We start from the raw sequence: 15,828 nt of genomic DNA on the forward strand, positions 1-15,828 counted from the left end.
ATTTTTATTCTGGATCACCAGGATCACCTTCAGGTGTTCCTCCTTCATTGAGTAGAATAGATGGAGAAACTACTGATGTAGCATCATCCGAAACAGTCACCCTGATCAGCATCTCTCTGGTATCATACACGGAAACATTAGCCTCTCTCGAGGATGTAAACTCTGTCCAGGTAACTCCATCATTTACCGATTTTTGCCAATAATAATCTACCTCTCCACAATGTGCTGCACCCAAAGTTTCTATGATCGCAGTCAAATCAAAACTGCCTGGGTGTGGCTGAGGCGCTGCGAAAATCAAGTAGGCATCTACTGGTTTTTGCACGACTACAGTTCGTGTCTCACATACTGTCTCATACTCATCGTTTTGTATGGTTAGGATCAATTGGAAGGTACCAGTGGATTCATAGGTATGAGAAACAGACTTACCGCCATCTTCAATGACCGTACCATCTCCAAAATCCCAAGTATATTGTGTATCCCCGTAATAATTAGCTTGTGAAGAGGTTTGAAAATATATAGGAAAATCTTGCAAAGTGCATGACGTTATAATTCCTGCCGACAATTCACCTACAGAAGACATGTTATGATACCTATAACGTTCAACAATGTCTCCATTGTGATCTCTAATCAGCCGCAATCTGTTAAATTCATCATACTCATAAATACTAGAACGGTTATTTGGATCTGTAACTTTTGTAACACCAACCAATGGCCTATGATCATATTTAGTAGTTTGGTTGCCAATTGTTTGACTTTTCATAAGTGTCCCATTATGCTTCCATTCAAATTCTGTAATAAGACCATTAGACAATGTACTTTTTAAGGGATTTCCAAATTCATCATAGTCATCAATTGATTCAGCAACTTTATACTTTTCATTAAAGGAAAAATTACTTCCGTCATCTGATAAACTAGCTTTTGTGAATGATGACGAAATTATGGATGTCTTGGTATTGAGTTGATACAACCTTCTCTTTAAAACTACATCGCTATTTGCAGATGATTCGAAAAAATCTCCACATGCGTACTCAATTAATTGTCCTCCAATTATTTTAAATTCACCTTGGTCTTTTTTAATTGACTGAACCACTTCTATAGGTAGCGCAATGGCATTTTTATCTTTTAATTTCCAAATGGCTCTTGCACTTTCTGTAGATTCTAATGAACGATCTCCTTGGGTTAAATCAAACACATAACTAAATTCATTTTTTATCTGAGAACCATTTTCATATTTGGTCAAGGTGTAATCCAACAAACCAGGATTCAAGGATTTATACTTTTGTTCATTTACCAATTCAATAGAATTCTCTGAATTTATTTGATCATTCTTGGATATAACTTTTTTATCCATATGAATCCAATCTGTTTCATATTTATACAACCCTCCATAGTAAATAGGACGATCATAATCATCGTACCTAATACCAGACTTAATTCCATAAATTGTTTCTTTTTCAACATCATCTGGATTATATGTATTTTCAGTTAACTCTATTTGTTTTTGCTCCTGATTCAAAACCTGATGAGATATCACCGCTCCCCTTTTCCATTCTAAATCTGTTGGTTGCGGATATGGATATTCCAAATCATAAGACTGCAAAATTTTAGTGTCTGTAACAACATAACTATTTGATACTTCAACTTCAACATCATCAGTACTTCTAAAATCATATATTGATACCCCTTCGCCCATACTTTCAGTTACTTTATCGTATACATTTGGCACTCCTGCAATCTGATTTTTAATACCAATAGGAACAGAGGACACTTCTACTCTTTGATTATCATAATTGACCACCTCATTTGTTATTAAATACGATGTGGAAAAAAATGGTGAGGCAACAGTACTGGAAGGGGTATAAATATAATTGTTCTGCAAATACTTCTGCTCATCACTTGGATTAGGGTAATATAGCATTGCACTTACTTTAAGAGCTCCTATACCAAGAGAATATTTAAACTCCTTGATCCCACCATTAGCATCAATGACTTTTTCTAGTACCCCAGCCTTGGCTCTTTCGGAATCTGATGCTTGATTCGCACCACTAAAAGCTTTCTGAGAACTATTCATATTGTACCATGTAAAAAACTTATGGCCAGATTGATGACTATTGCCTCCTAAAAAATCAGTATATGATATCCTTGGAATAGTACTCCCTGTATAATTTTTGTTAAAAAATCCATATTTATCCTGTGCATAAGATGTTCTTCTGGGCAGGGCGGTTTCATTATATTTAAATGAAAACAAGTCACGTGAAGAGTTTAGTCCAATTTCTTTAATGTTATCAAGCTGAAGTCTTTTTCTTTCTGAGACAATTAATTCCGCGCCAGTCTGTCCTTCATACTCTGGGAAAAGTATAATTTCCACTTCGGTTTCGGATATATTAGTTTCCTCAAGCGCCCACACTGTTTGATTACTTAGCTGTGAGTCAGGTAAATCTGGTTGGTTATACGAATAATCCAGTTCGTATGATTTGGCTATCTGACCTTCATTATTTATTATCGTAATTTTATTCAGAGCATTGATGCCTAGTAAATCTTCTCGCTCTGTCGTTGCCTGAAATCTAACTTGGCTTCCGTCATCAAAATTCACCTCAGACAATTGTCTGGAATCTACCAAGAGTTCATCTCTAGAAAATGTGACAAATTGATCTCTTGGAGTTGTTCCATCTGTTATGAAAAACCAATAGTAGTTGTTGTCATTATCAGGATTATAAGCGTACTCTACAAGATTTGGAATGGAAACTCGCTGATTTCTAGACATAACGTAAAAGAGAGTATTGTCTGGTTGATTATAAGAAAAGTTTACCCAATGATTTGTCGGACTTTCAATTCTTTTAAGATACCAAGTTGAAGTATATGTGGAATACTTAGAAATCTGATCTTCCGTATCGTATTCTATATTGCCAGCTCTATCAGTAGAAAGCCCCATTCTAGGAAGTCTTTCCCATAAACCAGCAGCTCTAGTTCCGTCGGAATTATAAAACTCTATCCACCCATTATTATCCTTAGCCTTGCGATAAGAGTAATTTATTGTTTTACTTACATTAACAAGTTGAGAAGACTCAATTGCTTCAAAATCAGATCCTCCAAAAACATAAGTATATCCTTCGGGAGTGGTAACAGTAAATTCTGTTATCATTCGATGGGTTTCATCGTTGATATCAACGTCCTCCATTTTCTTATCTATAATCAAATTTTGCTTTGGCATACAAAATATATTTCCTTCTTGATCGAATAAGAACTTTCCACTGTAATTGCCAAAATTAAAATAAAACTCATCTGGTTGAGTATCCCAGGCAACAGGTGTCCCTAACCCATCGCCATGATTTCTTCCATCTAGCGTTTGCCAATTTCCATTTCTAATAATTTTTTGTTTTTTAGTATTGGTATAAGAATCGCTCGTGAATTTTGATAAATCAACACCTGAATTCTTGAGGTCTAGATAACCAACAGCATCAAATGGCAAGCAGTTTCTACACATAGCACCAATACCACCGACGAATTCGTCGGGAAGTCCTTTAAGAACACGGCTTATTGATCCTCCAGCCTTCAAATTCCAACCCATCCCAACCCATCCAGCAACGTCATTTACCTTTACGCCATTACTTGAATAATTCAAACTTATATCTAAATCAACATCAACTCTTGAATAATTAAATAGAGGAATATTAACTCTAGCTGCCCCACTATACATATCCACACTGGAGTTTCCACTAATAGTTAAGGATCCGGCAGTAGGTGAAGGAGGAACCGATATATTAGGTTTTGTGGACATCCAACTAATTCCTTGACCAGTACCTGTGCTAGCCGCTCCTGCACCAAAACCTTGTGTTTCTAATACACGTGCTGTACTCTCCTCTTCAGTTTCAGTCATACGATCCGCCCAAGATTGTTGAATGCTTTCAATTTCTTGCAATGGCATTTGCACATCTATTCTTTCGTCCATCGTCCCAATGAAACTAGTATCTGATATTATTCCGGGAACAACAGCTTCTACAGATAGTGGTAAATTCTTTACAACCCCTTGCGCTTGAGTATATCCAAAACTAACTAGCATGACCAATAAGCCAGAAAGGGGGTTTTTTATTTTGTTCATATTGTTGGTATTCATTTTCAGTGCTTTTATCAATTGCACGGTTACGCTTTCTTATTAGCACATTAACAACCGTGTATCATTGGATCTCTTGCTATACAGCATTACAATACTTACTTGAACTCATTTTCAATCCGATTGCTAATTGCGACTTAGCAGGAAGTTTTGAACATCTTCCTTATCCATATTTGATTTGAGGTTCGGAGTGTTAATGGGTACCCACATTTTATGTGACATTTCAGACTCTTCTAATAGATTTAAATATGCTCTATTGCATACAACTTTAAATTCCTTATGTTCTCTCTCCTTCAAATTATATCCTCCGAAATATAGTGTCAGCGTCCCTTTATATTCATCCAAAGAAAATTGTTCATCAAAAGAAACTACATCTTCAAAAACCATGTAAGCCTTGTTAATGAACTTCAAATCTTTTCCTTCATTTAAAGGGTGTTCACTAACTCCTAGGTTAATATAAGGAATAGTTAAAGAATCACTCTCAATAACAATCTCACCATAATAGGAATCAAATGAGTGTATTTCGTTTAAATAGTTATCGTATATCAATTTCATTATTCTGATCTCCTTAAGATTAATTCAAACATTTGGCCGGCAATAGCAGTCCCATCAGTTTTTTGATAACCAACATTTGATATTTCAGTCGCATCCTGAATTACTTCAAAACCGTCAAGTCCTTTCCCTTTTGCAATTTTATTGAAAAATTTATTTGACATAGTACCACGCACAGTAAGCGTGCCTCCATATTCTAATAAATCAGCGGCTTCTTTTACAAATGTAGCCTGCGGGTTATTCGCGACAATTTCACCCACTTTCGATCCTGAAAATTGTTTCGCAAATTCTGAAATAGTTCCTCTAAAGCCGCTAACAGCTTGAGGGTCTATACTAACGCCGTTTTTTACTGAAGACTTAGCTCCTCCAAAAAAGTCTAAAACCGCCCCACTTCCTCTCCTAAGCGTTGCTCCTACTGCATTTCCTAATTCATCTCCAGCCCCAATTGAGTAATTTGCCGCTGGATTTGGGTCAATAGCACTAGCTACGAATGCTCCAGCTTCTCCAACTAGTTGCGCATTTCTATAATAATATGATGTAGCTCCTTGAATATTTGTTGCGACCCAATTCTGCGTTTGCCTCATCATTGGACTTGTACTAGAATAATGAATCGTTCGGTGAACATTATTCCAGCCCAATTGAATAGCCTGTCCTACTTGTCTTCCATATCTTTGAAGCGGTACACGAGCACGCTGAGCCATCTGGACTAAACGAAGCCATGGGTTATCGCCTAATGGATCATTGTAACTTATAGGGTTATTAAAAGAATAATGATATGAAGTCCAACTCTCCTGTCCGGCCGCATCTGCCAATGGATCGATTTGCCACCATCTGCTAATTGTAGGATCATAAACCCTGTACAAAGTCATATCTACATTTAGCTCAAAATCACTCACCCTTTCAGCACCATCATTATACTTAAAATTCTGATCCGTAGCTCCCGCCCTCTGATAGCCATTGAACGTCAAGCCAAAAGGATAATAGTCGTCTTTCTGCACGATTGGGGTATGGTGATGTGTGATTTTGAAATCATCGAAGAAGACGTCGATTGGTGCTGTGTCGCCCTGTTCGTTGGAGAGGTAGACATACACATAGCCTGCTTTTTCTATGGTTATGCTGTGGCTGAGTTTTTCATGGTCTTTAAAATCACCATCTTCATCCTTCACGCCGTTTTCCTTGGCATCTGTGGTGATCTGTTTGAATCCCTGAAATTCAAGTTTAAAGTTTTGATCGAAGACCATGTAATTCATATACGCCCGTGGCAGATTATTTGGGTTTTCCTTATCTGTCCAATCCGCAAACGGGAAGGCATGCTCGCCCATACCGCCACCATCTACAGTCAAACCTTTAGTGGGATCAGCAAGATTAGCAGCCAATGTAGTTAGCAAGTTGTCCCAACCTTCCTCAGAATCGGATGGGTCGAAGTACTTGGCATAGACCTCTAGGTCAATCACATCGCCAGGTTTTACCATGATGGATTTGCCTAACCCTTCTATTTCATCTTCTCGTCCATTCAGTCGGATAGAGGTGTTACCTCCAGCTGTGTTGTTGAACATATCAGCCGTGATTTTGGTCATGCCGTCGTACCCTATAAAATAGCTGGATTCATTGGATGCTTCTCCCGGTTCGAAGGTCGCTTTCGAGGCCTCCACGTCTCCTTCCGCTTTGAAAGTCACTCGGACGTTGCCTAAGTGGTCTTTGAGGAAGTATTGGTAGTCGTAGCTTGAGATTGCTTCGCTACCGCTCGCAGTGACGGGTACAATTCTACCTTCGTCGTGCTGGATGAATTGGAGTTGACTAGTGGCTTCATTTTTAGACTCATAAATGAAGGCTCCTTCATAATCGGTTCGTTTGATCTCTGTACCATCTCTTTCCACGATCTGAGCCAGTTTGATACCAGCAGCGTCGTAGAGATATTTTATTTGTCCACTGTCGTCTGACCCTTCTACGTTACTAAGTGAAACTACTGCAGGTAGATTCAAGTGGTTGTATTCGATACCCGTAATCCCTTTGTTCAGATCTTCGATCATGTTGCCGTTGGCATCATATTCGTATTCGATGTCTTCATCAGCACCGTCTTTGAAGCCTTCCTCTACTCCATCAGCATCCGAGACTTTGATCAATTGATTGCCTCGATAGACATAACTTAGGTCATCGATTGTGGCTCCAGCTTCGCCTTGTTGCAATCCGATCAGCTGATCGCCGACCCTTGCCAAGGTTTTGATGTTTCCATTATCATCATAAGCAATCCCACTTACATCGAAGTCGCTGAGATTCTCTACATCTGTGTCGCTGTAGTTGGCCGCTAAAATACGATTGGCACCATCGTAAGTGTAGTCATAGGTACTCTTATTAGATTCCATAGGACTTAGCCAGTCTATTGTGCCAATGTTGCCATCGTAATGAGGCGTAGCCCCGTCCGTGTACTTAAGTGCCATCGCAAAGTATCTCTCAGGGTCGGTAGCAGACGGATCATTGATTTGAGTGAGCCAGCCTCGGATGTTGTATCTATAATCTACTGTCTGAAGGAAATCAGCACCATCATTCTCACTGTGCAGTTTCTTGGTCACCATTTCTCCTAATTCATTGTAGCTGTTCTCAGCCAACAAGATGCGGTCATCACTGGCCAAGGTCTGCCATGTGCGTAGTAATCTGCCTGCGTGATCGTATTCGTATTCTTTCAGAATAGAAAGCTGCTCGTCATTGGTCTGTACAGACAGAGATTTCAGCACTTTGCCTACAAAATCATATTCGAAGGTCGTACGATCCACACCGCCACGGATATTTTCTGTAATGGTCTGCAAGACTCGATACTTATTATCATAGTAGGTCACGGTCTTGAGCCAGGTGTTGCCTGTACCGCCCAGCACTTTCACTTTGCTGCCCGTAGTTTGTCCTTTGACGGAATTAAAATGAGATTGTGCAAAGCCTGATTCTGATTCGAAATCAAATTCATTGCCCCATCCTGAATAATCTAAGAAGGTATAGTCGTCGTAATAAGTGACACTATAGACATTATTAGCTAATGGTTTGGGCGACATTACAGAAGTATAGTCTGTCGTCTCCGTTCGGCTTTCGAATCTTGTACTGCTTGTTGTGACTTGGAATCTCCAATGGTCAGTATCCTCATGGTCTTCGTCAATAAACAAACCTGTCAATATCGGGCGATTGTACTCGTCGTATTTGGTTACCAAATATTCGTAGTTGGCCGTTTGATTGGCATCTTGGGTCATCACCACTCGATTCCATTTGTCATAGATGATTTTGTTCCATTCCAGTGTGCCCGGAAGTTTTTTAGCTTCCACTCTTCGTTTTTCATCATACTGGTATTGGAAAGCCAGCTGGTCCACATCATCTGCAGTCGGGCTGCTGATATTGGACAATTCTGGTGGTAGCACCATCACCACACTACCCCAATCATCATAGATGTAATTGGTTTTGAGCCATTTGCCTGATTCTACTCTGACTTGCTTGAGCACGACCAGCCCGCGGGTGTCTGTGTATTCGCGTACAATCTGATTCTCACTTGGATCGTCTGTAGCGTCTGTTGTAGTTTCATTAAGCAAGAGCGTATTGGCTGCATGATAACCATCTCTCTCAGGCAATCCTCCACTCAGTATCCATTTTCTAACTGTATTGGAACCATTGGTTTTCAAGGCGAACTGTGTGGATTTATCGTTTGCCGTTTGCCATTCTTCACCTGCCCCATAGGTCTTAAGTACTCTATTGAGTGGTGACTCTTCGAATTCGTGAAGCACCCAAGGATTGGCATCAGTAGCTCTTAATTCAGATGAGGCTGAGTAAAAAGAGCTTTGCTCAGTTTCTGCGCTCGTTCGATATGCGCCGGATTGACCACTAGCCTTAGAGTAGGGTAAAAACTCTTTCTCTTGACGACCATAGTCGTCATATACATAATGCTGAATGATGTCTGCCTGCGTAGGTGAGCCGCCGACATTTACACTTTGCAAGGCTCTACCTAGTCCATCGAAATATTCATAGCTGGTCGTTTTTCCATACACATCCTGAGTGGATAGTTCTGTATCTGTTTCAATACCAGATTTGAGCACTACCTCTTTTCTGATGAAATTTTGATCCAAAGAGGCTGGTGCATTTCTTCCAGGAGGCGTGACACATCCAGATATCACCACGGTGTTGTCCATAATGTCAAAGCAACCATTTTTATCCGCTTGCACTTTGTACGTACCAGCTAATAATCGATCCCAAATGAGCGTTTCGCCATTTCCGCTTTGAGTACTCTGATGCTCCAACTCATTTTTAAACAACTGATATTCAGTAGCTACTTCGGACAACTCCATGTGTACTTGATATTCATAATGAGGACCGGAAATACTCAAAGGAGCTGGCATGGGTCGTTCTTCAACCTCAAGATCTCCATTCATTAGTCTTGTACAGCCATCCAAGGTCGCTTCTATGGTATATGTGCCGATTTCATCAATTCCAGTCCAAGTTAATGGTAGATCCAAAAATTCGCCGTCAGGCCCTGTTCTTGGGATATAATACTTCAACCCACCAATAAGTTCTGTTTCATTTTTTATGAGTTGATAACCGACTTCTGTTTGAGCATATGGCAGTTCGATAACCGTGTCAAAACCAGTACAGAAATAAGTGTCTTCTTCGAGGAATAGCCCTAATGGATAGGTATCATTAACGGAAATGGTTTCAGCATTATCCATATACAATGAGCAACTTTCTCCTTTAGCCAAGACCTTATATTCTCCAGCTACAAATTGGTCTTCCCAAACTAACGCTCCACCTGTACCTTCAATAAAGGAGCCATCATTTCCTCCGTTAACATATAGGTAGTAATCGTATGCTTCTTGCGAATTTTCAAGAATAATATCTGAAGCATCATTTTCAAAACATACAGACCCTCCTCCACTCAATGCATATGTATTTGGCAATACCTCTACTTCCACAGTTACTGTATTGAGCATGTCTGTAGGACACTCCAGATATTGAAATACACCAGACTCCACATCAAACCCATGTACTTCATAAGTTCCTGCTTGTTTAACACCACTCCAGTTAATTGCACTTCCTAAATTATTACCTTCTCGAGTACCAATAAATTCTAGTGATGGATCACCTTCATCTTCTTCTCTTTGTTTATATAAACTATAGGAGAATTGATCTGAACTACCATCTACTGAAATCACTACACCTTCATCATTTTCACATCTTTTTCCTTCATTTGAAATCAAAACTTCCAACTGTGGCGCAACATATTTGACTCGCAAATCAACATCATTGATCATTGGAGTCATACACATCCCTCTGTGTCCTTCCGCACTATACAAACCATTGACAAGTCCTAACCAGGTAGCTTCACCTGGATTCAAAACAGCCTCTTCTTCGTTATCCTTATATAACTTATAAACTACATCAGTCTCAGGACTTTCCAAGAAAAGTATTCCTGGATCACATTGTTCATTATTACCTTCCAATGCTTGAGCTACTGGAGATTCAATTCTAGTTAACTCAATACTGCCATTCATTGGCTTTGTACAAACGTTACGATGCCCTACCACTGTATAAAGTCCTTCTGCTTCAATGTTGGACCAGACAATTTCTAATGGATCATCACTTATTGGTTCGCCAGGCTTAGGGTTTTCCGGAATATAAAATTCAATTTCACCAATTTCTTCATTCCCGTCTTTCATCAATTGATACCCAACATTCAATTCAGGATAGTCCAAAGTAAATTCCGCTCCACCATCGCTTGAACAGTAAGTATCTTCACCATGAAAAGATTTGATGATGGGATGTTGAATGACAAATATATCTGCCGTACCAGTCATCTGGTCACTGCATGAACCTCTATAACCTTTCACTGAATACTCGCCTTCCTCTTCTAAATCATTCCAACTCAATGTCTGATCACTGTTCACTGTATAATCCCATGGATATTCAACTCCGTCTTTCAGTAACACATAATCTACTTCACTTTCATTACCATTCAAATGAATACTAGAATTCACTTCTCCTGAGCAATAAATTCCACCTCCTGAAACCTGAAAAGAATCATCCGGTAAGTTGGTCATAGATACCTCTACTTCTCCTTCCATGGTAGCTGAACACAAATGAAGCATATCCACACTTTTTACCGTATAGATTCCAGGTGCAGTCAAATCTGACCAGAAGATGCCGTACCCATTACCTTCTTTACTTGAACCACTTACAGGTACTCCATCTAATAACAAAAAATAATCAAAATCTTTTTGAGAATCCGACAAATAAATAGCAACTCCATCATCACCTGGGCAATAGGACCCACCTCCATTGACGTCATATTTTGTAGCTTCAGGTATGGCTTCAATATTAGTTTGAGAAGCCATAATCAATTCGCAACTGTTGTTTTTAGCTAATACTTTATAGGTACCTACTTTGTCTCTGCCAGCCCAAGTAATCGCCAAGCCATTTCCATTTTTAATTTCCCCTTCGGGTGTTCCATTGACTACCAATTGATAAGTCATTCCTGACTGAGAATTTGACAGCTTGATATTAAAGCTATCACCTGCACCACCTTCGGTACAAAGGCCACCGCCACCACTCAAGGTGTATTCTTGTGGTACGGCATATCCATCAATGACTGCACTGCCTGAAAGTAAACGAGTACAGCCACTCCTTGATGCTTGAACAGTATATGTTCCTGCTGTTGTGAGGTTATCCCAATAAATGGCCTCTCCTGAGCCTGAAGCCAATATTGGCATACCTATATTAGTCGCCCCCTTTTTTAATTGATAGGAAGCACCACCTTGTGTGCCACTCACAGTTACAATTCCGCCGGAGCTACCTAAGCAATATCCAGAGCCACTTACTGTGAAATCTTGTGGTGCTGTGCCTGCTGTAATTACAGCACTATTTGACATATTTTTACTACAACCATTTCTGGTGGCCCATACAGTATAAGTGCCTGCTGTATTATTAGTCCAAGTCAAGCTTGTACCAGATTTTCCTGGTTTGGCAGATCCAACATTCTCACTTCCTTTTCTCAGTTGGTAAGTCACACCAGTTTCGCTATTAAAAAGAGTCAGCGTTCTTCCAGACCCTCCTGAGCAATATGAACCTCCTCCTGTAAGAGAATATGATGTAGGATAAGAAGTAACAGATATCGTCTTACTTCCACTCATTGTTCGAGTACAGCCATTGCTTCCTGTCGCTACCACGGTATAAGTGCCAGCGGTTTTCTGACCCGACCAAGTCAGCTTTCCGCCTGTATCGGTTTTTGCAGCACCCACGTTTGTCGATCCTCTTTTCAGCTGATAAGTTGCTGAAGCTTGACTATTACTTAGCGTAATACTTTTACCAGAACCTCCAGAGCAGTAACTCCCACCTCCTCCGACTGTATAATTTGTTGGCAAAGATTTTACAGTAATCGTTTTGCTACTAGTAGTTTCCACACTACAGAGAGTCGAGTTATTTGTCGCTCTCACTTTGAATGTTTTAGTTCCTGAAGACACCTTTACATTGGTCCATGAAATTCCTTTTCCAGTGCCTTCAATACTTAGCTCACCAGATCCTACTCCATTTTCCAAGAGAGAATATGCTACGCCTAATTGTGTGTCACTTAAAGTAATGCTTTTACCGGATGATCCGGAACAATAACTCCCTCCCCCACTTACATTGTATTTTGTTGGTAAGGGGTTGATCACAATTGACTTAGAACCATTCATTTCCTCCGTACACCCGTTTTTTGTTGCAAAAACCTTATAGGTACCTTGACTTTTAAGCCCTGACCAAGTAATTTTTCCTCCATTTTTTGTTTTAGGCGACCCTATATTGGATGATCCTATTTTCAATTGGTAACTCGCCCCTGATTGGCTACCGCTTAGCGTAATACTCTTTCCAGATCCTCCAGAACAATAGGAACCACCTCCTCCTACTGTATATTTAGTCGGACATGTCACTAAGCTCACAGAAAGGCTCGCATAGGTAGTTGCAGGCCTGGCACTATTCGTATATAATATACTACCAGAAGATGCCGAAGAACTCCATTTGATGGTAACCTCGTCAGCATCATAAGATACTTTTGTTCCTCCTGAAACTATCCACTTATAATCCAAAGGCGTTAATTCTCCCGTATAAGTATACGTTTGTGTCGAACCTTTACCTGTAGGATTAGGACCTGATATCCCTCCCGACAATTGTGCATAGGTAGAATAGGTAGTTAGGAACAAAATAGAAAGAAGAAAAGGAATTACTAGATTTTTAACCATATTCATAGTATTGTGATGGGTAAGTCAACTCGTGATAGTTTTCTATTGAAACATTAGCATTCAGCTGCTGAAACAATTAATAATTGAAAAATTGATTTAGAATTCAAGAAGGATATGACTTTGGCTAGGTCAAACATCATTTAGTGATTTATATTTTGTTAGTACTTAGTAACATCAATGATTAAAAGGTAATCATTAAATGAAATATTTTTAAAAATTAGTTATTTCATTCATTGAAAGACTGTACTCCCAATAGTTACCTTAATTATTTCACCCACACCAATTCGGTCACAATAATAAAAACAAAATTTAATTTGTTGTAATTAAGTTCAACCTAGTTATTCACATCTTTTATAAATTAAATGAGAACTAAATAAAAGATTTATTTTGTTTGATAAACTACTTGATTAAACTCATTGCCTACAAGTTATAATAGACTCACTTATCTATTGAGTACTATTCGATCATATTCAATCAAGCATGAATAAAACTCCATCAATGGATCTTTGAAGAGGTGTCTCTTGGATTGTTCATACCCGCAACCATGCGCTTTTCCCTCACGAATCGCTTTGCTTATTTCGTACCGAGCGATTCGAAAATCAATCTCAACATTTTAAAATAAAAAAAGCCACCCATAAAGGGTGGCTCATTCGATTTTAGAGGTCCCGAGCGGATTCGAACCGCTGTACGAGCTTTTGCAGAGCTCTGCCTAGCCACTCGGCCACAGGACCATTTTTTGGAGACACAAAATTAGAATTAATTACATCCCCTGCAAACTATTTGGTGTTTCTATTCGCTAAAAAATCGCTTTTTTCTTAACGAAAGGCACAAAAAAAAGGTACACCGAAGTGTACCTTTTCCATTTATATATTTCTAATTAAGCTTCAGCTTCTTCAGAAGCATCATCTTTCTTATCCGCTTTTTTAGCAGCAGCTTTTTCCGCCTTTGGAGCAGCTTCCTTTTTAGGGGCAGCTTTCTTAGCAGCAGGTTTAGAACCAGCTTCCATTTGCTCTTTCAATGCAGATAACGCAGCGATATCACCCATGGTAGATTTCTCAGAATCAGCGTTCACTTTATCTACTCCTTTGCTCTTAGCCGCAGACTTCTTCTTAGGAGCTGGTGCTTTTTCAACCACTTCGTCAGAATATGTCGCTACGTGAGATAGCGTGATTTTCTTATCATCTTTAGAGAAATCAACCACTACCATGTCTAAGCTATCACCAACTACTGGTTTAGAACCGTCTTCCTTCTTCATGTTCTTAGTAGAAGCAAATCCTTCCAAACCGTAAGGTAATTCAAGAATAGAACCTTTCTCGATGATGTTAGTCACTGTACACTTGTGAGCAGTTCCTCTCGCAAATACTGTTTCGAAAGTATCCCATGGATTTTCTTCCAATTGTTTGTGACCTAGTGCCAATCTTCTGTTGTCTACGTCAAGCTCAAGTACTCTTACTTCTAGCTCTTCGTTTACATTGATGAATTCAGAAGGGTGTTTCACTTTCTTAGTCCAAGACAGATCAGATACGTGAACCAAACCATCAATTCCTTCTTCTAGTTCGATGAACAATCCGAAGTTCGTCAAGTTTCTCACGATTCCTTTGTGATCAGTACCTACAGCGTATTTAGTCAATACGTCCTGCTTAGTCCAAGGATCCTCAGTCAATTGCTTGATACCTAGAGACATTTTTCTTTCGTCTCTATCGATTGTCAATACCACAGCTTCTAGCTCATCACCAATGTTGATGAAGTCTTGAGGGTTTCTTAAGTGCTGCGACCAAGACATTTCAGATACGTGAATCAAACCTTCAACGCCAGGCTGGATTTCTAGGAATGCACCGTAATCAGCAACATTCACAATCTTACCTTTTACTTTAGATCCGATTTCAACCGTTTTGTCTAGTGAATCCCATGGGTGCTCAGACAATTGCTTCATACCCAATGAAATTCTCTTCTTGTCATCGTCAAAATCAAGAACAACAACATTTACTTTCTCATCCAGATTCAATACTTCTTCTGGGTGATTCACTCTACCCCAAGAGATATCGGTAATGTGAAGTAGACCATCTACACCTCCAAGATCGATAAATACACCGAAGTTGGTCATGTTTTTGATCACACCCTCTAGTACCTGTCCTTTTTCAAGGTTCTCAAGGATTTGAGCTTTTTGTTTTTCGAGATCTTTCTCAATCAAGATTTTGTGAGAAACAACCACGTTATCGTTAGTGTAGTTGATTTTCACAACTTTCACTTCCATTTTCTTATCTACGAATACATCAAAGTCTCTGATAGGCTTCACGTCGATCTGAGAACCTGGCAAGAACGCCTCGATTCCGAAGATATCTACGATCAAACCACCTTTGGTTCTTCTCTTCACCATACCATCGATAACTAGATCTTCGTCGGCAGACTTTTGGATATTTTCCCAAGCGCTAACAATCTTCGCTTTCTTTCTAGACAATACCAACTGACCGTTGTTGTCTTCTTGCTCTTCGATATATACTTGAACCGTATCACCTGGTTTCAAATCAGGAGTATCTCTAAATTCAGAAGCTGAAACCAATCCATCAGACTTAAATCCAATGTTTAAGATTACATCTCTTGAAGTCATACTTACCACAGTACCTTCAACTACTTCTTTTTCTTCGATAGTATTTAAGCTATCACCATAAAGTGCTTCTAGCTCTTCTTTTTGTTTTTTGTTGTAACCATCTCCGAATCCTTTTGGCTGAACATTGTCCCAGTCAAATTCTTCTTCCTCTTCTACAACAGCAGCAACTTTCTTAGGTGCTTTTGCCGCTTTTTCCTCAGCCTTAGGTGCTTCTTCTTTTACCTCTTCAGCAGGAGCAGCAGCTTTTTCTTCTACTGCAGTTTCTTTTACTGCTTCAGTCGACTGATTTTCTAATTCTTCTTTGTTTTCCATTATATTGT

The 15,828-nt window shown here is 39.4% G+C and carries 4 protein-coding genes and 1 tRNA gene; all 5 read right to left on the reverse strand.

The features are described from left to right. Nucleotides 1-4 precede the first annotated feature (4 nt). The 5 genes from ABJH98_RS10925 to rpsA all read right to left on the reverse strand — a co-directional run bounded on the left by ABJH98_RS10925 (nucleotide 5) and on the right by rpsA (nucleotide 15,820). Nucleotides 5-4,099 carry a PKD domain-containing protein gene (locus ABJH98_RS10925; RefSeq protein ID WP_348307708.1) on the reverse strand — a complete coding sequence of 1,365 codons (4,095 nt, stop codon included), beginning with the start codon at nucleotides 4,097-4,099 and terminating at the stop codon, nucleotides 5-7. Between the two features lie 138 nt (nucleotides 4,100-4,237). After that, nucleotides 4,238-4,666 (reverse strand): hypothetical protein, encoded by a 429-nt coding sequence (locus ABJH98_RS10930; RefSeq protein WP_348307709.1) that lies wholly within the window; start codon nucleotides 4,664-4,666, stop codon nucleotides 4,238-4,240. Continuing rightward, nucleotides 4,666-12,900 (reverse strand): DUF6443 domain-containing protein, encoded by an 8,235-nt coding sequence (locus ABJH98_RS10935; RefSeq protein WP_348307710.1) that lies wholly within the window; start codon nucleotides 12,898-12,900, stop codon nucleotides 4,666-4,668. Before ABJH98_RS10935 ends, ABJH98_RS10930 begins: the two co-directional genes overlap by 1 nt. 660 nt (nucleotides 12,901-13,560) lie before the next feature. After that, nucleotides 13,561-13,631 (reverse strand) — tRNA-Cys (locus ABJH98_RS10940). A gap of 146 nt (nucleotides 13,632-13,777) precedes the next feature. After that, nucleotides 13,778-15,820: a 30S ribosomal protein S1 gene (rpsA, locus tag ABJH98_RS10945; RefSeq protein WP_348307711.1), complete on the reverse strand. Its 2,043-nt coding sequence runs from the start codon at nucleotides 15,818-15,820 to the stop codon at nucleotides 13,778-13,780. Nucleotides 15,821-15,828 lie beyond the last annotated feature (8 nt).

Origin of the sequence: Reichenbachiella sp. (assembly GCF_039969095.1) — a bacterium.
In the GTDB taxonomy this organism is placed as follows: Bacteria; Bacteroidota; Bacteroidia; order Cytophagales; family Cyclobacteriaceae; genus Reichenbachiella.

What these genes read in the sequence shown, in the direction of transcription:
- rpsA (WP_348307711.1), bottom strand. Translation starts at nt 15,820, where the DNA reads ATGGAAAACAAAGAAGAATTAGAAAATCAGTCGACTGAAGCAGTAAAA.
- ABJH98_RS10930 (WP_348307709.1), bottom strand. Translation starts at nt 4,666, where the DNA reads ATGAAATTGATATACGATAACTATTTAAACGAAATACACTCATTTGAT.
- ABJH98_RS10925 (WP_348307708.1), bottom strand. Translation starts at nt 4,099, where the DNA reads ATGAACAAAATAAAAAACCCCCTTTCTGGCTTATTGGTCATGCTAGTT.
- ABJH98_RS10935 (WP_348307710.1), bottom strand. Translation starts at nt 12,900, where the DNA reads ATGGTTAAAAATCTAGTAATTCCTTTTCTTCTTTCTATTTTGTTCCTA.